Source organism: Acinetobacter sp. YH12046, from assembly GCF_013419905.1.
Classification (GTDB): Bacteria; Pseudomonadota; Gammaproteobacteria; order Pseudomonadales; family Moraxellaceae; genus Acinetobacter.
This window is the reverse complement of record NZ_VOZF01000041.1, coordinates 1-20744: the sequence shown is the minus strand read 5'-3', so window position 1 is coordinate 20744 and position 20744 is coordinate 1. Positions and strand designations below refer to the sequence as shown.

The 20744-nt window shown below is 43.4% G+C and carries 16 protein-coding genes; 11 read left to right on the top strand and 5 right to left on the bottom strand.

What is annotated here, in order from left to right; all coding sequences use genetic code 11:
* Nucleotides 1-625: 625 nt before the first annotated feature.
* The 3 genes from FTU03_RS14745 to FTU03_RS14735 form a co-directional block, all read right to left on the bottom strand.
* A complete protein-coding gene (locus FTU03_RS14745; RefSeq protein WP_159123598.1) occupies nt 626-1825 on the bottom strand; it encodes an MFS transporter in 1200 nt (399 codons plus the stop codon).
* A gap of 17 nt (nt 1826-1842) precedes the next feature.
* A complete protein-coding gene (locus FTU03_RS14740; RefSeq protein ID WP_159123597.1) occupies nt 1843-3108 on the bottom strand; it encodes a DcaP family trimeric outer membrane transporter in 1266 nt (421 codons plus the stop codon).
* A gap of 222 nt (nt 3109-3330) precedes the next feature.
* Nucleotides 3331-4629: an MFS transporter gene (locus tag FTU03_RS14735; RefSeq protein WP_179993397.1), complete on the bottom strand. Its 1299-nt coding sequence runs from the start codon at nt 4627-4629 to the stop codon at nt 3331-3333.
* Between the two features lie 450 nt (nt 4630-5079).
* Between FTU03_RS14735 and FTU03_RS14730 the strand changes: the two genes are divergently transcribed.
* From FTU03_RS14730 to FTU03_RS14720, 3 genes are read left to right on the top strand one after another with little or no spacing between them, the layout of a single operon-like run.
* A complete protein-coding gene (locus tag FTU03_RS14730) occupies nt 5080-5853 on the top strand; it encodes an enoyl-CoA hydratase (RefSeq protein WP_004785705.1) in 774 nt (257 codons plus the stop codon).
* A gap of 2 nt (nt 5854-5855) precedes the next feature.
* On the top strand, nt 5856-7376 hold the full coding sequence (locus tag FTU03_RS14725) for a 3-hydroxyacyl-CoA dehydrogenase (RefSeq protein ID WP_179993396.1): 1521 nt from the start codon (nt 5856-5858) through the stop codon (nt 7374-7376).
* Between the two features lie 25 nt (nt 7377-7401).
* Nucleotides 7402-8613, top strand: coding sequence for a 3-oxoadipyl-CoA thiolase (locus FTU03_RS14720; RefSeq protein WP_179993395.1), 1212 nt, complete (start codon nt 7402-7404; stop codon nt 8611-8613).
* Nucleotides 8614-8733: 120 nt separating this feature from the next.
* Here FTU03_RS14720 and FTU03_RS14715 read toward each other — a convergent pair whose 3' ends face one another.
* The gene (locus FTU03_RS14715) at nt 8734-9171 is read right to left on the bottom strand and encodes a PaaI family thioesterase (RefSeq protein WP_179993394.1); all 438 of its coding nucleotides are present in this window, start codon (nt 9169-9171) and stop codon (nt 8734-8736) included.
* A 110-nt stretch (nt 9172-9281) separates the two neighbouring features.
* Here FTU03_RS14715 and FTU03_RS14710 point away from each other — a divergent pair, with 110 nt between their 5' ends.
* The 7 genes from FTU03_RS14710 (at nt 9282) to FTU03_RS14680 (ending at nt 17273) form a co-directional block, all read left to right on the top strand.
* Nucleotides 9282-10037, top strand: coding sequence for a class II aldolase/adducin family protein (locus FTU03_RS14710; RefSeq protein WP_179993393.1), 756 nt, complete (start codon nt 9282-9284; stop codon nt 10035-10037).
* On the top strand, nt 10034-10957 hold the full coding sequence (locus FTU03_RS14705; RefSeq protein ID WP_179993392.1) for a glyoxylate/hydroxypyruvate reductase A: 924 nt from the start codon (nt 10034-10036) through the stop codon (nt 10955-10957). The genes FTU03_RS14710 and FTU03_RS14705 overlap by 4 nt, the downstream gene beginning before the upstream one ends.
* A 37-nt stretch (nt 10958-10994) precedes the next feature.
* Nucleotides 10995-11783: an enoyl-CoA hydratase-related protein gene (locus FTU03_RS14700; protein WP_179993391.1), complete on the top strand. Its 789-nt coding sequence runs from the start codon at nt 10995-10997 to the stop codon at nt 11781-11783.
* 11 nt (nt 11784-11794) lie between these two features.
* On the top strand, nt 11795-12775 hold the full coding sequence (locus FTU03_RS14695) for a nitronate monooxygenase family protein (protein ID WP_179993390.1): 981 nt from the start codon (nt 11795-11797) through the stop codon (nt 12773-12775).
* Nucleotides 12776-12982: 207 nt separating this feature from the next.
* Nucleotides 12983-14785 (top strand): acyl-CoA dehydrogenase C-terminal domain-containing protein, encoded by a 1803-nt coding sequence (locus FTU03_RS14690; RefSeq protein ID WP_179993389.1) that lies wholly within the window; start codon nt 12983-12985, stop codon nt 14783-14785.
* Nucleotides 14786-14920: 135 nt separating this feature from the next.
* On the top strand, nt 14921-15760 hold the full coding sequence (locus FTU03_RS14685; RefSeq protein ID WP_179993388.1) for an alpha/beta fold hydrolase: 840 nt from the start codon (nt 14921-14923) through the stop codon (nt 15758-15760).
* Between the two features lie 16 nt (nt 15761-15776).
* Nucleotides 15777-17273 (top strand): NAD(P)/FAD-dependent oxidoreductase, encoded by a 1497-nt coding sequence (locus FTU03_RS14680; RefSeq protein WP_179993387.1) that lies wholly within the window; start codon nt 15777-15779, stop codon nt 17271-17273.
* A gap of 68 nt (nt 17274-17341) precedes the next feature.
* Here FTU03_RS14680 and FTU03_RS14675 read toward each other — a convergent pair whose 3' ends face one another.
* Nucleotides 17342-18616: an MFS transporter gene (locus FTU03_RS14675; RefSeq protein WP_159123585.1), complete on the bottom strand. Its 1275-nt coding sequence runs from the start codon at nt 18614-18616 to the stop codon at nt 17342-17344.
* 281 nt (nt 18617-18897) lie between these two features.
* Here FTU03_RS14675 and FTU03_RS14670 point away from each other — a divergent pair, with 281 nt between their 5' ends.
* On the top strand, nt 18898-20580 hold the full coding sequence (locus FTU03_RS14670; protein WP_179993386.1) for an AMP-binding protein: 1683 nt from the start codon (nt 18898-18900) through the stop codon (nt 20578-20580).
* The last annotated feature ends 164 nt before the right edge of the window (nt 20581-20744 follow it).

Below are 20744 nucleotides of genomic sequence, written 5' to 3'. Positions count from 1 at the left end.
ATAATTCAAGTGAATTTGTTTGAAAGAAGAACTTTAAAAGCTTTATTTTCACCCGATAAAATACCCATAAAACAAGAGGAAGCTCATTTGAGCTTCCTCTTGTGAAAAATTGTGGGACAGCAATGACCTAATGGTCTCTCTTTTCTTAGGCTATGAAATCTTGTATATAGCTGAATTGGTAAGTTTATCTAAAATTAACATAATACACGTTATACGGAAGTATTTTTATTTATTTTTATAAATCATAGGCTTACTATATAATAAAAAGCCCGTTCGTCACAGATTGGGCTTTTTTTATAATTTTTCATATTTCACGCTCAATGAATAAGCAATGTTCTACGGTTTTATGTAGTCTCATTTAACTCTAGATCAGAAAAAAATGTCCATATGAAATAAGAATAAATCTCCAAGTAATTATGGTTTTGGAACATTCTCTATTTAAGTGAAAAAAGTATTCAATACTTGGCTTGAAAATGATGCTGGCAGCAGTGAGTTCTTTTTAAACTGGGTAGCAGTCCTAAATTTCACAGCAAAGAATTCAAAATAGAAATGCAGAGATAATGTGTCATGTACTGCGCCCCCAATCTTATATTCTATGAGTGCACAAGGTATGAGTTTAGATTGATTATGACTGGGACTGGATATTGACCAGATTGCGTTCTCGGCTTAGGTCGTAACGGTTAATACTAAAGATGAGCAGGGCAAAGACAAAGCCCAATGCAACGCAGGCTGACCAGCCGTACATTTTCCATAGGTTTAGCGATAGAAATGCACCGATTCCAGCACCTGAAAAATAACAGGTCATATAGATTGCATTAATACGGGAACGGGCCTGCACTGAGATCCGATATACCAGATTCTGATTTAAAACATGTAGCGAAGAAATCCCAAAATAGGCAGGAATTAATCCAATGATATATACCCATAAATAGCTTTGCGCAAAAAACAAGGGAATCCAGGCCAGAATTAAACCTGTGGTAGCGAGTTGTGCGACCCATTTTTCCCGATGTCGACCAATCATTTTACCGGTCCATTGTGATGACCAGATGCCGACTATACCAACGATGCCCATTAACCCAATCTGGAAATCATTAAAATGGTAGGGGGCTTCCGCCAGTACAAAAGTCATGGTGGTAAAAATAATACTCAGCATACCAAAGCCCAAACCACCAATGATGCTGCGTCGAATCAGCATCGGTTCGGTTTTGGCAAAGGTAAATAGTGAGCGATAAATCTGCAAGATGCTCATTTGTAGCTGGCTTTTCGCTTTAGGTAACTGATACCACATGGCGATGCTGAGCAAGAGAATAGAACAGCCACTCAATAGGTAAACGGCATGCCAGGACCATAAGGTAGAAATCAGTCCTGATACAGTTCGGGCAAATAGAATACCGACTAGAACACCACTCATCAGCAGGCCGACCACTTCAGCACTTTTTTCTCGTTGAGACAGGTTAGCGGCAAAAGGAATCAGAATCTGAGTGGTAATCGAACAAAAAGAGGCGAGTAGGGTAAAACCATAGAGCATATGCAGATTAGTACTGGCAGAAAGTCCGATCAGTGCCAGTCCGGTACATAGCATGAGGCTGCAAATATAGAGACGTTTTTCAAATAAATCGCCTAGAGGTACAAACAAAAATAACCCAGTGGCATAACCAATCTGGGTTAAAACGACAGTCCAGCCAGACTCGGCCACACTGATATGCAGATCTTCTGCGATAGAATAAATTAATGGCTGGTTAAAATAGTTACAACCTGCGCAAAGTGCGCAGGTCATAGCCATCATAAACATAAACTTTCTTGAAATTTGCCCTTGAGCTGACATCCTTGTCTCCTGAGGCTTTAGAAACTATAAGTCGCTGATAAGTTCACACGAGAAACATCCGCTTCTCGATTATCAAAAGTTTCACGCTTACCGTGGTGATATTCTGCGCCCAGATTAACCTTTGGAACTGGAGAATAAATCACGTTTGCTACATAGTCAGTTAAACGTTTATTGGTTTCAGGATTCGCGCGTGCATAGTCGCTGGAATCATCAAAATCAACAACGCTAGCATTAATGCTACTACGTAGTTTCGGCGTGAATTTATGTGTAAAGCCGATATTTAAGCTATTAAACTCATTCAGTAGAAGTTCATTATTGATTGGATCGACTGAGTAATCTCCACCCCAGGCAGCACCGTCGGTGGTTGAACCTTGAGTCAAGAAAGCTGCAATACGCTGGTCGCCGACCATATGGAAATAGTTACCCTGAATCGAGTTTTGATCATTGAGATGATAACGTCCACCAAGGCCTACACCCCAACCAACTTTTTCAATATCACCTGTATCTGTTTGCGCCTGCTTTTGATTGACAAAGCCTTGAGCCAATAAATGCAGCGGACCTGATTGATGAACATATTTAGTGGTTAAAGCAGGCAAGGCAGAAGAGCGATCACCACCGGCCATATACTCCAGACCTACATTCCAGGTATTTTCCGGATCAAGTTTGAAAGCATAGCTGACTTGAGGCGTACGTAGGACTGATCCACCCAGCAATAAACTGTAATCGACAGCTTCAGTACTAATTTCCGGTGTAGACATCAATGACCAGGCCTGACCAAAAGTCCAGTTATAGTATTTTAAATGTGCATGACGAATACGTAATCCACCATCGCCTTTACCATTATTGGTCCAGAAGTCAGCTTCTAAGCGTGCAGAAACATTCGGGTTTCCACCCAAGTCTTTCGCCAGGAAACCAATTCGGCTGGCAGCTGCAGTAAAATCTGAACGGGTAGAGTCAGGTTCAGTGAAAGGCACTTTATTAATCTGGTTAATGGTACGGCCACGAGCTTCAGTGGTACTTTTGAAATCGACTGCGCCATCAAAGCGAATCAATCCATAGACATCGACATTGTCTACCATTGAACTCAAAGTTTTAGAGTCTTGTGCTTTGGCTTCTTCTTGCTGGTTCTTTAACGCAAGTTGTGCTGCTTTTTGCTGTTCCAATTCGGCCTGGATTTGCTTTAACTGTGATTCTAAAAACTGCATCCGGTCTTCAGACGCTTCTGCTGAAAATGCCTGTGCTGAAGCAATACCACATAATGTCGCTAAAACTAATTTTTTCATTTCTTAATCCCTAAAGAAATTTTCTGATATCTAAGAAGGAAAATCTTTCCTTATCGTTGCTCTAATTGCTAAATGCAGAGATGCTGACTTTTAAATGATGAATACGAGTCTCGTTCAACCCAGAAACATCCTGTTCAGGTCAAAGCATATGGATTCGATATTAAAGTCATAAAATTTGGATTCTGGAGAGCTGTTTATTTACAACTCTCCAGAGTTAAAAATTTATTCTGCTTTTTGTGGATCGTATAAACGGTCTTTAATAAACAGGGCAGGAATCAAACCGCATAGGAAGTAAGCTGCACCCATCACCAATAGACCCGTACCGATCGAACCATTCATCGCAAGATAACCAATGGTAATTGGAGCGAAGATTGCACCGATACGACCGATATTGAATGCACCACCGACTGCTGTACCACGAACCCCAGTTGGGAAACTTTCAGTGAGATAGGTTGCATTAATCGCATATGGAATACCGTACAGGAAGCCGAAGATCAGCATCAGCACACCAATGTTATCGGCATTGTGCATATACACCACGACAGGAATAAACAGCGCTGTTCCCATGGTGCCGAAAGCAAACACAATACGGCGACCAATTTTATCAGCCACATAACCTGCAATGATTTTGGCAAACATCATGGTGATAAAGGTACCTACCATGTATAACGCCATTTCCTTGAATTTAATGCCCAATTCAGCTTCAAGATAACTTGGTAACCAGTTACTTACACCGAAATAACCGAATAGCAGGAAACCAGAGCTGAAAGACCATAAGATGAACATCTTGCCATGGGTCTTATCTTTAAGAATGGTGATATATGGATTGCCTTTTTTGGCATCATTATCCACGATCTGACCAGTTCTTTTCATTTCACGGACACGTTTCCATGACTCTGGCTCTGGTACCATAAAGTGCATCAAAATACCCAAAGCTAATGGGGCAATTGTCACCCAGTACAGCATACGCCAGCCGAATTCGGGAATAATCCAGCCAGAAACCATGGTAATCACCAATGAACCTAAAGTGAAACCAGTCATTAATGTTGCCAATACTGTAGTACGGTATTTGGTCGGTACGTATTCTGACATCAGGGTATTACAGGCAATATATAAACAGCCTAAACCTAAGCACGAAAGGGTGCGTAAAATCGCAAACTCTTGATAAGACTGGGCAAAACCTGAATAGGCAGACAAAATCGAGAAGGAAATAGTGGCCAATACGATGACACGTACGCGACCGAATTTGTCACAGGCCCATCCGCCAATAAAGCCACCGATCCCCATACCCAAAAGAGAATAACTTCCCAAGGCACCGGCCTGTACAGAAGTTAGCCCCCATTCTGCTTTCAAACTGGTCAAGCTGAAAGCCAGAATACCAATGTCTGCACCGTCACATAGTAAAATCAAAAAAGCGAAGACAAAGGCCGTCATCCACAGGCGTTTAGGTGCCTGCTTAACGGTGTCGTCGGAGGAGACCCCCGTTTTAGTTTCCTCAGCTACGATGGTATCGCTTGTCATTCTTATATCCTCTATATATTAAAGTAGCATTCCTCTGCTACCGCTAAATCCATTTTCTTCCTCACGGAAAAGCATTTTCCTCATCTAAGGTCTAAGCGTCTGTGCGCATTCGCCCTGTTACGATCAGGCTGGATCTGATTTTTCCGTTTCACCTTGAGTGAAAAATCACTGAACAACGTAGTATCCTTATGACGGAAATTAATTTTTTTATTTTGTATTGTGGTTAATATTTACATAAATGAATAACCAAAATTCGAATTAAATAATTAATTCCGTATTGCGAAATCAATTAATCATAAAATAGCCAACTGAACAAGAGTTTTTACTCTAATTTTTATTAAAAAATAACTTTTTTGAGTTTTTGAGAGAAAAAATCTTGATTTATGGGTCTAGAAACCGTAGTTTTATATAAAATATAATTTCGCTATACAAAATAAATGGAGATTTTTGATGGAACAGGTAGTTCAAGTAGAGCAAATCTCGACACATGTGGCGATGGTCAAGATCCATCGTCCAGAAGCTAAAAATGCCCTGAATACAGAAGTGCGTCAGAAACTGGCTGCGGCTTTTCTGCAATTGAATGACGATGAAAATATCCGTGCCATTATTCTCACTGGCGGTGAAACTGATTTCGCTGCAGGCGCTGACCTTAAAGAATTAGCCAATGCTGAAACGATCCAGATGATGCAACGTCGTACTGAGCGTTACTGGCAAGCCATTGCGCAGTGTTCAAAGCCGGTGATTGCAGCAGTAAACGGTTATGCATTGGGTGGTGGCTGTGAACTGGCGATGCATGCGGACATTATTATTGCCGGAAAAAGTGCCCAGTTCGGTCAGCCTGAAGTCAAAGTAGGGGTAATGCCGGGTGCTGGTGGTACACAGCGTTTATTCCGTGCCGTGGGTAAATTCCATGCGATGCGCATCATTATGACGGGTTGTCTGGTACCAGCGCCGGAAGCTTATCAGATTGGCCTGGTGTCTCAAGTAACGGAAGACAGTGAAACCCTGGCAACAGCAATCAAAATGGCTGAAGGTCTGGCAAAAATGCCGCCAATCGCGCTTGAACAAATCAAGGAAGTGGCTTTACTGGCTGAAGATGTGCCACTCAATGCTGGCTTAATGCTGGAACGTAAATCTTTCCAGATGCTGTTTTCTTCAGAAGATCAAAAAGAAGGTATGCAAGCCTTTATCGAAAAACGTAAACCAAATTATCAGGGACGATAAGCATGAGCATTCAAATTCAGAAAATCGGTATTATTGGCGTAGGTACCATGGGTGCGGGCATTGCCCAAATCGCGATTCAGTCCGGTCATGATGTGGTGTTGTTTGATGCCAAAGCGGGTGCTGCTGAACAGGCACAGGAAAAGCTGGCTAAAACATTAAATACCTTGGCTGATAAAGGTAAATTCAGCCATGAAAAAGCTGCTGAAGATCTTGCTCATTTATCGATTGCTCATCAGATCGAAGATCTGAAAGATTGCGATTTAATCGTTGAAGCGATTATTGAAAATCTGGAAATCAAACAAAAGCTGATGCAGCAACTTGAAGGCATTGTGAAACCTGAAGCGATTCTGGCATCCAATACATCTTCACTATCCATTAGTGCGATTGCTGCCAATTGCAGCCAGCCGGAACGCGTTGCCGGTTATCACTTCTTTAACCCGGTTCCACTGATGAAAGTGGTTGAGGTCATTGAAGGTTTTAATACCCGTGCTGATATTGTGGATGCACTTACTCAGCTGTCGACCAAGATGGGACATCGCCCGGTAAAAGCTAAAGACACTCCAGGATTTATCATTAACCATGCAGGTCGTGCCTTTGGTAGCGAAGCCTATGCAATTCTGAATGAAAATGTCACTCCATTTTATGAAATTGATCGCATCTACCGTGACGGGATCGGTTTCAAGATGGGGCCATTCGAGTTAGGCGATCTGACCGGGATGGATGTATCTCATCCAGTGAGTGAATCGATCTATCACCAATATTATGAAGAAGCGCGTTACCGCCCAAGCGTGATTACCCGCCAGCGTTTTATTGCTAAACAGCTAGGTCGTAAAACCGGTAAAGGTTTTTACGATTATACCTCAGGGAGCAAAGTAGGTGATGTGGCTCCAACCTTGGTTGAAAAGCTGGATCAATATCCATCGGTTTGGTTAGGTACAGAATATAGCGAAGACCGTCAGGCGCTTGAGCAATATCTGCAGCAGTTCAATATTCAGATCGAGCAGACTGAAACACCTTCAGCAGATGCTTTAATTCTGATTGCGACTTATGGTGAAGATGCAACTTCAGCCGCAGTCCGCTATCAGGTGTCTCCGCAGCAAGTAGTCTGTATTGATCTGCTTTACGGTCTGAATAAACACCGTACTTTAATGCCAACGTTTGTGACCAAAGCTGAACTGGTAACCGCAGCACAATCGATTTTCAATCTGGATGGTGTGACTGCGAGCACAATTCAGGAAAGCGTCGGCTTTGTGGCTCAGCGTGCTTTGGCCATGATCGTGAATCTTGGCTGTGATATTGCCCAGCAAGGTGTTGCCACTGTAGAAGACATTAACGTTGCCGTGAAGTTAGGCCTTGGTTATCCATATGGCCCAATTGAGTGGGGGGATGTGCTGGGAGCTGAAAAAATCCTGAAAATTCTGGATCGCATGACTGCGATTACCCGTGACCAGCGTTACCGTCCAAGTCCTTGGTTACGTCGCCGTGTTCAGCTTGGTCTACCACTTGTTCATACAACACATTAATTAGAAAGTTAAAGGAATAACACTCATGTTAAATGCATATATTTATGATGGTTTACGTTCACCAATCGGTCGCCACGCAGGAAGCCTGGCAACTGTACGTCCAGATGATCTAGCAGCAACAGTTATTAAAAAACTGTTAGAAAAAACCGGTATTCCAGCAGCTGACGTAGAAGATGTGATCTTTGGTAGCACCAATCAGGCCGGTGAAGACAGCCGTAACGTGGCTCGTTTTGCGGCACTGCTTGCAGGTATGCCAGTGACAGCTCCGGGTCAAACGGTAAACCGTCTTTGTGCTTCAGGCTTGGGTGCTGTGATTGATTCAGCACGTGCTATTACCGCAGGTGAAGGTGAGCTGTATATTGCAGGTGGTGTAGAAAGCATGACGCGTGCACCATTTGTAATGGCTAAAGCTGAAAGCGCGTATTCACGTGATGCAAAAATCTATGACACCACGATTGGTACACGTTTCCCGAACCGTAAATTTACCGACCAGTTTGGCGCGCACAGCATGCCAGAAACAGGTGATAACGTCGCTGAAGAGTTTGGCATTACGCGTGAACAGGCAGATACTTTTGCTGCTGCATCACAAGCGAAATATCAAGCTGCAAAAGAAGCAGGTTTCTTTGAAGGTGAAATTACTCCGATTGAAGTTTCACAAGGGCGTAAATTGCCGCCTAAATTAGTGACTGAAGATGAACATCCACGTCCATCTTCAACATTTGAAGCATTATCCAAGTTAAAACCGCTTTTCGAAGGTGGTGTTGTGACTGCAGGTAATGCATCAGGTATCAATGACGGCGCTGCAGCACTGATTATCGGCAGTGAAAAAGTTCAGGAACAGTATGGCTTAAAACCTTTAGCTCGTATTCTGTCTTCTGCAGCCGCTGGCATTGAGCCACGCATCATGGGTGCGGGCCCAATTGAAGCAATCAAAAAAGCTGTAAAACGTGCAGGTTTGACGCTAGATGATATGGACATTATCGAGATCAATGAAGCATTTGCCAGCCAGGTGTTATCTTGCCTGAAAGGTCTGGATGTGGCTTTTGATGATCCGCGTGTCAACCCAAATGGTGGTGGCATTGCGATTGGCCATCCACTAGGCTGTTCAGGTGCGCGTTTGGCTTTAACTGTTGCGCGTCAATTACAGCGTACTGGTAAAAAATATGCCGTGATCAGCCTGTGTATCGGTCTGGGTCAAGGCCTGGCGATGGTGATTGAAAACCCTGAAGCTGCATAACAGCTTTAGTTATCGTATTAATGCCATGTATAGATGATATGCATGGCATTTTTTATTGGGCTATTTATATAGAAATACAAATCCCTGCAAATGCAGGGATTGTTTAAATCAGCGTAAGGATTATTTACGGCCAGTAACCAATAAAGTTGCTGAACCGAAAGCATAAAGTTTACCGTCTTTATCTACAATTCGGCCTTCTGAAGTCAACACATTACGACCAATGCGGATCACTTCACCAATGGCAGTATAAGTTTCGCCATTTTTCATGGCTTTGAGCATTTTGACATTCAAGTCAATAGTAGAAAAACTGACACCAGCATCAACTGTGGTATGAACCGCTGCACCTGTTACGCTGTCCAGAACAGTAGCGCAAAATCCACCATGAATGCCACCTTGTAGGTTGAAATGACGTTCATCTGGATAAACTTCATATTCCACGTAGTTTTCACGGACGACACTGAGTTTCATGGGAATCAGTTGTCCCATCGCTGAACCAGGCAATTCGCCATTTTTAATTGCAGTTAGATATTCAAGTCCATTCATTTGAGCTGTAGTCATATAACTTCCCTTTAATAAAATATTTCGCTTTATGAAATAATATTCTGTTTTTCTAAAATTATGATATAACAGATAGTGATCGAAATGCTATATTTTTCCAGGATGGAATGATGACAATAAAAAATCTCGTTACAGCTGCTGAATGGCAGGCACGCTGTGAACTGGCTGCGCTTTATCGCATTATTGCGCATTATCGGATGACTGACTTGATTGATACTCATATCAGCCTAAGAGTTCCAGATCAGCCAGATTGCTTTCTGATTAATCAATATGGGGTCGCATTTGAAAAAATGCGTGCCTCAACGCTGGTGAAGATTAATCATGAAGGGCAGGTGGTAGAAAGCTATGAACAAGACAAGCCAGTCAATATGGCTGGCTTTGTGATTCATTCTGCAATTCATGACGCGCATCCTCATCTGAACTGTGTCATTCATACGCATACCGCGGATGGAATTGCTGTTTCTGCGCAGAAACACGGCCTTCTCCCAATTTCCCAGCATGCCATGAAATTTTATCAGCATGTGGCCTATCACGAATATGAAGGCGTTGCGCTTTCAACTGACGAACAAGAACGCTTGATTCAGGACTTGGGCGACCATCGTGCCATGATTTTACGCAATCACGGGCTATTAACAGCTGGGGAAACCATTGCGCGGGCTTTTCATGAAATCTATTTCCTGGAACGCGCCTGTCAGGCACAGGTGAAGGCCTTAAGCGGCGGTGCCGAGTTGCATTATCCAGCTGAAGAAGTCCGAATTAAAACAGCCAAACAGTTCGCCAGACCTCTCATTGAACCGATTTTACAGCGTGCCTGGCAGGCCGCTTTGTCCCTGATTGAGCATCAATATACGGAGTATGCATCATGATTGTTATTTCCAGTTCTGTACCAAATATTGAAGCCATTCTGGTCAAGTCTTTTCAAAAATATGCGCCAGCTGGTAGTTTCTGTACAGTTGACAGCCCTGAAGCTGAACAGGCAACCACGGTTGCTGCCTGGTTTCCAGATCTGGAAAAAGTGCAGCAGCTACCAAAGCTTGGCCTGATTCATTCGATTGCTGCTGGGGTAGAACATTTAAACTTAAATGCTGTACGCCCAGATCAAGCCGTTTGCCGGGTACTGGATCCACATCACCAAAAGGGCATGTTTGATTATTTGCTTTGGGGCGTGCTGTATTTTCAGCGTTATTTTGACCGCATGATCCAACAGCAAAAGCAGCAGCTGTGGAAGCAGTATCGCCAGAGCTATAGCCATCATATTCAGGTCGGAATTATGGGACTGGGGCATATGGGCGGATACGTAGCAGAACGTTTCGCAGACATGGGCTATCAAGTCTCTGGTTGGTCGAATTCCCCAAAAGACATTAATCAAGTCAAAAGTTATGTGGGCCAAGAACAGCTTTCCGAATTCCTGGCTCAAAGTCAGATTCTGATTAACCTACTACCACTTACTGAAGAAAATACCGGTATTCTTTCTGCTGAATTATTTCAGCAACTGCCTGAACAGGCGGCTTTGATTCATGTCGGGCGTGGCCAGCATTTAATCGAGCAGGATTTATTGGATGCGCTGGATTCAGGTCATCTTCGTGGTGCGATTGTTGATGTGTTTGAGCAGGAGCCGTTACCTGTGGACCATCCATTCTGGCAGCATGAAAAAATTGTGGTGACACCACATGTTGCCTCACATGCCCCAATGTCTGTGGTGGTAGAGCAGATACTGGAAAATGACCGCCGATTAAATCAGGGCCTGGATTTGTGTCATCAGGTGGATGTCAATAAAGGCTATTAATTGTAGAGATACAGACAAAAAAATAAGGAAATTGATGATGTGGGAAATGATTCAGACCCAGGTTCAGCAAGGCGTTGCCACTTTAAGTTTTAACCGTCCAGATTCACTGAACAGTTTCAATCGGCAAATGCATGAGGAAGTGCAGCAGGTGCTGAAAAGCTGGAATACAGACTCGGATATTCGGGTGATTGTGATTCGTGGTAATGGTCGGGCATTTTCAGCGGGACAGGATTTAAAAGAACGTGCCGGGCAGCTCGGTAGTGTGCCGTTGCCTCCCGAAGGCTCTCTAGCCAAATATTATAATCCTTTGATCAACCTGATTTGTAAAAGTCCCAAACCGGTGCTTGCGGCAGTAAATGGTGTGGCTGCCGGTGCAGGGGCCAATATCGCGCTGGCTTGCGATCTGGTTATTGCCAAGGAAAGTGCCAAATTTATTCAAGCCTTTTCTAAAATTGGCTTAATTCCTGATGCCGGCGGCACCTGGATGTTGCCGCGTTTGATCGGCTATGCACGTGCCATGGCACTGACTTTACTTGGTGAGCCTGTACATGCCAAAGAAGCGGCTGAAATGGGTATGGTCTGGAAAATGATCCCTGATGCAGAATTTGATGCTTATATCGATGAGCTTGCACAGCGACTGGCACGACAGCCGACCTATGCACTGGCCTTAACCAAACAGGCTTTGCAACGCAGTGCTGAAAATAGCATGGATCAGCAACTGGAGCTGGAACAAAACCTGCAATACTTGGCCTTAAGTAGCCAGGACTACAAAGAGGGTGTGCAGGCCTTTGTCGAAAAACGCCCTGCACAATTTACCGGACGCTAAGGAGAGCATTCATGAAAATTCAAACGCGTATCACCGAGCTTTTAGGCATTCGCTATCCGATTATTCAGGGCGGCATGATGTGGGTCGGTACCGCAGAAATGGCCAGTGCAGTCTCCAATGCAGGTGGTTTGGGAACGCTGACGGCATTGACGCAACCTACGCCTGAAGCGCTGACCAAGGAAATTGCACGTTGCCGTGAAATGACCGATCAGCCTTTTGCAGTGAATCTGACTTTATTGCCCGCTGTAAATCCACCCCCATATGCCGAATATCGTCAGGCTATTATTGAAAGTGGGATCAAGATTGTAGAAACGGCAGGCAACAAGCCGCATGAACATATTGAGGCCTTTAAACAGCACGGCATCATTGTGATTCATAAATGTACCTCAGTCCGTCATGCACTTTCAGCACAAAGAATCGGTGCGGATGTGATCTCGATTGATGGTTTTGAATGTGCCGGCCATCCGGGTGAAGATGATATTCCCGGGCTGATCCTGATTCCTGCAGCAGCTGATCAACTTACTGTGCCGATTGTGGCCAGTGGTGGTTTTGCTGATGGTCGTGGTCTGGTGGCAGCACTTGCTTTGGGTGCTGAAGGGATCAATATGGGGACACGTTTCTGTGCCACACAAGAAGCGCCGATCCATCCAAACATCAAGCAGTTTTATGTCGAGAATGATGAACGAGCAACGCATCTACTTTATCGTCAGTTTAGAAATACTGCGCGTGTTGCAAAGAATGCAGTATCTGATCTCGTCGTTAAAATGGGTGAAGATCCAAATCTGGAATTTGAACAGATTCGCCCTTATGTTAGTGGCTTAAAAGGCAAGCTGGCTTTGGAAAATGGCGATGTAGATGCAGGCGTACTGACAGCAGGTCAAGTGATGGGGTTAATCCATGACATTCCAACCTGTCAAACGCTGATTGACAATATCATGCAAGAAGCAGAACAGATTGTTCAGCAACGTTTGGCTCAGTTTTTCCCGCGCTAGATCGATTTATTTTGATCATTTAATAAAAAGCCATTCATTACCGAATGGCTTTTTTATACCAAAGTTTTAATTTTTTAAATGTGATTTTTTATGTCATGACTAGATTTTATCCATGCACTTATATTATATTCGACCTAAAACATAATTTCGTATTATGAAATTAATTGTCATAAATATACAAATTAGAACTCATACAAGGGAATTACGATGAGAAATTATATTGCGCCATTAAAAGACATGAAGTTTGTCCTGAAAGATCTGCTCAATGTTGAACAGAGATACGCAGGCTATGCAAAGTTCGCAGACAAAGTTTCTATGGATATTATGGAACAATATCTGGAAGTCGCTGCTGATTTTTGCCAAAACGAACTTCTACCAATTAATGCGACAGGTGACCAGCAGGGCTGTCGTCTGCAAGATGGCGTCGTGACTACACCGGATGGTTTTAAAGCTGCTTATGACAAATATGTAGAACTTGGTTTTACCTCATTAACTGGTGATGAAAAATATGGTGGCCAAAGCTTCCCGACCTTATACCGTATTGCTATTTCAGAAATTATTACGGCGACTAACTGGTCTTGGGGTATGTACCCAGGCCTGTCTCATGGTGCGATGCGTACTTTAGAGCATCATGGTAGCGATGAACAGAAACAGAAATTCCTGGTACCTTTAATTGCAGGTCGCTGGACCGGAACCATGTGTTTAACTGAATCACATGCCGGTTCTGATCTGGGCCTGATCCGTACCAAAGCGGTGCCAAATGAAGATGGCAGCTACAGTATCAGCGGTGAGAAAATCTTTATTTCAGCAGGTGAGCATGACCTGGCTGAAAATATCGTACACATTGTATTGGCGCGTTTACCGGATGCGCCTGCAGGTACTAAAGGTATTTCGCTGTTTATCGTGCCTAAATACAATCTGGATGAAGCTGGAAATGTGGCTTCACGCAATGGTGTGGTGTGTAGCGCGATTGAACACAAGATGGGTATTCATGGCAATGCGACCTGTGTACTGAATTTTGATAATGCCAAAGGTTTCCTGATCGGGCCTGAAAACCGCGGCTTGAACTGCATGTTTACTTTCATGAACTCTGCACGTATTGGAACGGCGATTCAGGGCCTGGCAGCAGCTGAATCTTCTTATCAAGGCGCATTGGCTTATGCCAAAGACCGTCTGGCGATGCGTTCACTCGAAGGTGCGAAAGAGCCAAACCTGCCTGCGGATCCAATCATCGTGCATCCGGCAGTACGCAATATGCTGCTGACTCAAAAAGTATTTGCAGAAGGTTCACGTGCCTTGGCTTATTATCTGGCAACGTATGCTGATATCGCTGAAGCAACGGATAATCCTGAAGAGAAGAAAGCTGCAGAAGACCGTCTGGCATTATTGACCCCAATTGCTAAAGCCTTAATGACCGAAACAGGTGTAGAAGCTGCCAAACATGGTATGCAGGTCTTTGGTGGACACGGCTATATTGCTGAACATGGCATGGAACAGATTGCCCGTGATGCACGTATTGCCAGTCTGTATGAAGGTACTACTGAAATTCAATCAATCGACTTGCTGGCGCGTAAAGTGCTAGGTTCAAAATTGGGTTTGCTCACTGCATTAACGGATGAGATTCAGGGCTTTGTTAAAGAGCATCAGCAACATGCCCAGTTTAACCAGCAGGTTGCACAAGTGAGCCAGTTGACTGAGCAATGGCTAGAATTAACCAAAACGATTCAGGCTCAGGCACAACAGTCTGCCAATGAAATCGGTGCGGCATCTGTCGATTACCTATATTTCTCTGGTTATGTAGTGTCTTCGTATTTATGGCTGAAAATGGCGATTACGGCGCAGCAAAAGTTTGAAGAAGGTAATACTGATCCGTTCTATGCAGCGAAGATCAAAACGGCACAATTCTTCTTTGCCCGGATTCTGCCAAGAACTTCAACCCACATTGCCAATATTCAGGCGGGTGGTGAGAGCCTGTTCTTGCTTGCACCTGAAGAGTTTAAATTCGATTAATCCTTTCACCCACGATCAATCTCTCGATCGTGGGTCTTTTTTTGTTACTACTTTTTTTATCCTGCACAAAACTCAATATCGATAGGTACTTTTCAGTATTACATCGGCCATAAAACAACAAGATCAGGAGTCTATATGGATTTAGACACGATTACTCGACAATGTCCTTATGGTGATCTGCAACTGACTTATCATGAAGTCGGACAGAAATCCTCATATCCCACCATCATTCTGATCCATGGTACGGGTGGAAATACGGACAAACATTTCAGCTATATTTTCCCCATGCTCGGTATCCATCAGCGGGTTTTATCGCTTGATTTGCATACTCCAGATAAAGCCGATCTGGCAGTGACTGATTTTAGTCAACAAGTTGAAGCACTGATCCAGCATGCAGTTGCAGAAGATGAAGCAATTACTGTGGTGGGTTATTCACTTGGTGCTGTGATTGCTGCACAAGTAGCTGCGAGTCTTAAACAGCGCGTGGCACGTTTGATTCTGTTAGCAGGTTGGGCAAAAACCAGCTCGGTGCAACAACTACGGACCACGATCTGGCAACAGCTATTTAACGATCAATCCGCAGCTTTACCGCATTTTGTGAATTATTGCCTGTATAGCGATGATTATTTGTCTGCACGTAGTGAACAGCAGGTGTTGGATCTGGCATGCTTCGTTAAGCCTTCTCAAGATGCAGCCAAACAGCGTGAACTGAATTATCGCATTGACATCACCGCCATTTTGCCGAACATCTCTGCGGAGACTTTGATCGTGGCTTGCCGTGAAGACCGGATGGTGCCTTTAGCGCAAGCAAAATTACTGTTTGCTTCGATTCAGAACAGCCGCTATATCGAAATAGTTTCAGGACATGCAATCCATATTGAAGCGCCAGCGGAAGTGGTGCAACTGATCAACCAGTTTAGCCAGCATCCAGAACAGTATCCGGCGAATCAGAAAATCCAGCCCATGATGCCTTAAAAAAAGGAGAAAAATAATGCAAGCTCAAGGACAGCGCAGCAAGATTTTAATTGTAGGCAGCGGTTTTGGTGGATTAGGCATGGCGATCCGTCTTAAACAGCAGGGCATTCACGATTTTAAAATCATTGAACGTGCCGCAGAAGTGGGCGGAACATGGCGTGATAATACCTATCCCGGTGTCGCCTGTGATGTACCGTCACATTTATATTCTTTCTCGTTTATTAAAAATCCCAATTGGTCACGTGTCTTTCCGCAAGGGGCAGAAATTCAGCGTTACTTAATCCAATGCTGCGATCAGGAAAATATCCGGCCACATATCGATTTTCAGACTCAACTGGAAAAAGCTAGCTGGAATGCCAAACAACGTATCTGGAATATTCAGACCTCTAACGGTCTGTATCAGGCAGAATTTTTAATTACAGCAACCGGGCATCTGGCAGATGAACATCTGCCACAAATTCCGGGACTGGACGAATTTCAAGGTCAAGTGATGCATTCTGCACGCTGGAATCACGAAGTAAATCTGGAAAACCAGCGCGTAGTTGTAGTGGGTTCAGGGGCTTCTGCGGTCCAGCTTGTACCAGAAATTGCCAAAACAGCAAAAAGTCTGACCGTATTGCAACGCAGTGCACCGTATATTTTGCCGCGACCAGACCGACCTTATTCTGAGTCAGAAAAACAGCTCTTCCGCAAAGAACCAGACAGCATGGCAGTGTTAAGACATTCCTTGTTCTGGGGCAATGAATATAATTTTGCCCAGCGCCGTAATCTGAAAAGCCAGATCGAGCGGGTCAAGAAAAACTGCCTGCAATTCTTGAAACACCAGATACCAGATCCCGAATTACAGCGAAAACTCACACCGAATTATGAACCAGGCTGCAAGCGTTTATTGCTGTCCAATGATTATTATCCAACTTTTCTAAAACCGAATGTCACGCTTGAAGATTCAGCTTTGGCCGCCATCACAAAAGACGGTGTAATCAGCAAATCAGGCAATGAATATTCTGCAGATATCATCGTCTTTGCTACTGGATTTGAAGCAGCACGACCACCTTATGCCTCAAAGGTAGTGGGTAAACATGGCCTAAGTCTGGAGCAGCAATGGTCTAGTGGTATGCAGGGTTATCAATCTACGACAGTCCATAATTTTCCAAACCTGTTCATTCTGAATGGTCCTAATACCGGAAGTGGGCATAACTCAGCGCTTTATTTTCTGGAAACCCAGTTTGATCTGGTACTGGACGCCTTGCAGTTTTTTGAACAGGAACAGATTCAGGTCTTTGAAGCCGATCAGAACGCTGAAAATCGCTATATGCAAGAGTTACAGCAGCTTTCCCAAGGCAGTGTCTGGTTATCAGAAAGCTGTAAAAGTTGGTATCTGGACCCAGTGAGTCGCAAGCTGACTTTGGTCTGGCCAGATTATGCGCATTCATTTAGAGACAAAAACCAGCATTTTATTCGCAGTGGTTACCATTATGAATACATGGAAAATGCTCAAAGAAAAGTTGTCTGATTTTTAAATTTTATTCATTAAAAAAAACCAGTCTATTTGACTGGTTTTTTATTAAAAGATGATAGAGATTAATCTGCTTTTTGCGGATCATATAAGCGGTCACGTATAAACAGTGCAGGAATCAGACCGCAAATAAAATAGGCACCTGCCATAACCAATAGTCCCGTTCCAATTGAGCCTCCATGGGCAAAATAACCAATAGTGAGTGGGGCAAATACTGCTCCGATACGGCCTATATTGAATGCACCACCTACTGCTGTACCACGAATCGAAGTAGGGAAGCTTTCAGTCATATACGTGGCATTAATGGCAAATGGCATACCATATAAGAAGCCGAACATGAGCATCAGGTACAAAATATTGGTCGGTGTATTGAAATAAATTACAATCGGAAGAAACAGGGCTGTGCCCATGGTTCCAAAAGCGAACAAGGCACGTCGTCCGAAACGATCTGCCAGAATGCCTGCGACGATCTTGGCAAAAATCATGATCATAAACGTGCCAACCATATAGCCAGTCATGGCCTTAAAACTGATGCCCAGATCCGATTCGAGATAGGCAGGTAACCAGTTACTTAAACCGGCATAACCAAATTGCAGGGCACCTGCACTTAAAATCCATAGTAAAAACATCCAGCGGTGATTTTTATCTTTGAGAATGACTTTATAAGGATTCTGCTTTTTCACCTTAACTTTGCTAGCTGCTTCCTGACGTTTTAATTCACGTGAACGTAGCCATGAATCCGGTTCAGGAACAAGAAAATAAAGCAGAAAAGCCAGAACGATCGGGCAAATGGTAATCCAGTACAGCATACGCCAGCCATATTCAGGAATAATCCAGCCCGCCAGTAAAGTTGCACATAATGAACCTAAGGTAAAACCGGTCATAAGTGCTGCCAGAACAGTCGTCCGGTATTTGGTCGGAACATATTCTGACATTAAGGTATTACAGGCGATGTATAGGGAACCCAGTCCAATAGCTGCAATACTGCGGATAATTAAAAACTGATGGTAAGATTCTACAAAGCCCAAGGTGCAGGATAAGCTGGAAGCAAGAATCATATAAAATACAATAACTTTCACCCGGCCAAAACGGTCACAGGCCCAACCGCCAATTAATCCGCCAATCACTCCACCGACCAGACTCCAGCTCCCTAAGGCACCTGCCTGAACGGTAGTTAAATTAAATTCAGCTTTGATACTGGTGAGGCTATAGGCCAAAAAAGCCAGATCAACACCGTCTGCAAGTAAAATAAGAAAACATAGAATAAACGCGGTCATCCATATTTTTTTAGGCTGAACTGTGACCCGTTCAGCTTCTAGCACTGAAGTTTCATACGTCATCATCGACATCCTTTTCTTGTTACGTTGTTGTTTTATAAGAATGAATCCACATTCTTTTGTTGCTTTTACTGATTTATTATTTCGCTATAAGAAATGTCATGTTATTAATTGATAAAATATATCCAAATAATTAGCCATAAAATTCGTGATTTTATTTGTAAAAATTTGAAATTAGCCAAATATTGCATTGATTTGAGAGGAAAGATAACGTTATTATTTTTTAATCAAAATAAAGTTTCACAATACAAAATAAATTTAAAATCAAGGATAGGAGTGCTGTAATGACAAGTCAGCCATGGATGGAAGAATATAAAAAATGGAACGTCAATCCGGAATTTACCCGGCCCGATCCTGACAAAACTTTGAGTACGATGATTGCTGAGAATCTGCTTAAGTTTAAGGATAAGACTGCATTCTTTTATCTGGATCGAAAGTTCAGCTACCAGGAGATTGACGTTTATAGCCAGAAACTGGCGACCTATCTTCAAAATCTAGGCTTGGCAGCTGGTAGCCGCATCGCGGTGATGTTGCCGAATATTATTCAATATCCGATTGCGACTTTCGCGATTATTCGTGCGGGTTATATTCTGGTGAATGTAAACCCGATGTACACCCAGCGTGAGTTGTATCATCAAGTTCAGGATTCAGGAGCAGAAGCCTTGATTATTCTGGGCTCAACCTTAGAACAGTTAAATAATCTGGATGAATGTTCTGCGCTAAAACATGTGATTTCTACCCATCCGCTCGATTTCATTCAGGATCAGTCAGTTTCAATTTATAGCCAAACAGCGCAATATCCTGATAAACATTTTTCTGACTTTAAGCAGGCCATTGATCAGGTACAGGTGATTGATTTTGTAGCGCCTGTACAGCAGCAGGAAGATACTGTCATTCTGCAATATACCGGTGGGACTACAGGTGTTTCCAAAGGGGCTGAACTCAGTCATCGCAATATCTTATTTAATATTGCCCAGAACAGTACGGTGTTCATTAGCCATTTTGGCGATCGTTATGCCACTGAAGAAGAATATGTGTTTTGTGCCTTGCCGCTGTATCACATTTATGGTTTTACCATCTGCCTGTTCAGTTATGGACTAAGTCGCGGTTTTGCCAATGTCCTGATTCCAAATCCAAGAGATCTGGATGCATTGGTAGATCAATATCATAAGCATCCACCGACGGTGTTTCCGGGCGTGAATACCATGTTTAATGCATTGGCTCATCATCCACGTTTCCGCGAGCTGGATCACTCACGCCTAAAAACCACGACAGGCGGTGGTGCATCTGTTTTAAAAAATACAGCAGAATTATGGTACGAAGTCACAGGCTGTCATATCTATGAAGGCTACGGTCTTTCTGAGACCTCACCAACGGCAACATTTAACCCACCTTTAAGCAAGCGCTTTAGCGGTAGTATTGGCTTGCCATTGGCAGGCACAGAAATTCAGATTCTGGATGATGAAGGAAAACCTGTAGCACTTCATCAGGCTGGAGAAATTGCTATTCGCGGCCCTCAGGTGATGAAAGGTTACTGGAAGCAACCGGAAGCAACAGCACAGGTATTTACCAAAGATGGTTTCTTCCTGACAGGTGATATCGGTTGTATGGACGAGCAGGGTTATATCACCATTCTGGACCGTAAAAAGGACATGATTCTGGTCTCCGGCTTTAATGTCTATCCAAATGAGCTGGAAGGCGTTTTATCCAAACATCCTAAAGTACTGGAATGTGCCGTCATTGGAGTGGATGATGAAAAATCTGGACAAGTTCCGAAAGCCTTTATTGTAAAACAGGATACCAGTCTGACCGAGAATGAAGTCATGACTTATCTGAGACTACAATTGACCAGTTATAAGCTGCCAAAATATATTGAGTTTGTGTCTGGATTGCCAAAGTCTGCAGTCGGTAAAATTCTACGCCGTGAGTTGCCTAAAACCGTGCAGCCGGATGCCAAAGCCTGCTGAGAAATAACATAGTCAAAATAAAAAAGGAATCTTTCGATCATTGCTGTCCCACAATTTTTCACAAGAGGAAGCTCAAATGAGCTTCCTCTTGTTTTATGGGTATTTTATCGGGTGAAAATAAAGCTTTTAAAGTTCTTCTTTCAAACAAATTCACTTGAATTATT

Excerpts from the sequence above, each read along its gene's own strand:
- FTU03_RS14685 (WP_179993388.1), top strand. The coding sequence starts at position 14,921 with ATGGATTTAGACACGATTACTCGACAATGTCCTTATGGTGATCTGCAA.
- FTU03_RS14690 (WP_179993389.1), top strand. The coding sequence starts at position 12,983 with ATGAGAAATTATATTGCGCCATTAAAAGACATGAAGTTTGTCCTGAAA.
- FTU03_RS14730 (WP_004785705.1), top strand. The coding sequence starts at position 5,080 with ATGGAACAGGTAGTTCAAGTAGAGCAAATCTCGACACATGTGGCGATG.
- FTU03_RS14735 (WP_179993397.1), bottom strand. The coding sequence starts at position 4,629 with ATGACAAGCGATACCATCGTAGCTGAGGAAACTAAAACGGGGGTCTCC.
- FTU03_RS14675 (WP_159123585.1), bottom strand. The coding sequence starts at position 18,616 with ATGACGTATGAAACTTCAGTGCTAGAAGCTGAACGGGTCACAGTTCAG.
- FTU03_RS14680 (WP_179993387.1), top strand. The coding sequence starts at position 15,777 with ATGCAAGCTCAAGGACAGCGCAGCAAGATTTTAATTGTAGGCAGCGGT.
- FTU03_RS14670 (WP_179993386.1), top strand. The coding sequence starts at position 18,898 with ATGACAAGTCAGCCATGGATGGAAGAATATAAAAAATGGAACGTCAAT.
- FTU03_RS14715 (WP_179993394.1), bottom strand. The coding sequence starts at position 9,171 with ATGACTACAGCTCAAATGAATGGACTTGAATATCTAACTGCAATTAAA.
- FTU03_RS14700 (WP_179993391.1), top strand. The coding sequence starts at position 10,995 with ATGTGGGAAATGATTCAGACCCAGGTTCAGCAAGGCGTTGCCACTTTA.
- FTU03_RS14695 (WP_179993390.1), top strand. The coding sequence starts at position 11,795 with ATGAAAATTCAAACGCGTATCACCGAGCTTTTAGGCATTCGCTATCCG.
- FTU03_RS14745 (WP_159123598.1), bottom strand. The coding sequence starts at position 1,825 with ATGTCAGCTCAAGGGCAAATTTCAAGAAAGTTTATGTTTATGATGGCT.
- FTU03_RS14705 (WP_179993392.1), top strand. The coding sequence starts at position 10,034 with ATGATTGTTATTTCCAGTTCTGTACCAAATATTGAAGCCATTCTGGTC.
- FTU03_RS14725 (WP_179993396.1), top strand. The coding sequence starts at position 5,856 with ATGAGCATTCAAATTCAGAAAATCGGTATTATTGGCGTAGGTACCATG.
- FTU03_RS14720 (WP_179993395.1), top strand. The coding sequence starts at position 7,402 with ATGTTAAATGCATATATTTATGATGGTTTACGTTCACCAATCGGTCGC.
- FTU03_RS14710 (WP_179993393.1), top strand. The coding sequence starts at position 9,282 with ATGACAATAAAAAATCTCGTTACAGCTGCTGAATGGCAGGCACGCTGT.
- FTU03_RS14740 (WP_159123597.1), bottom strand. The coding sequence starts at position 3,108 with ATGAAAAAATTAGTTTTAGCGACATTATGTGGTATTGCTTCAGCACAG.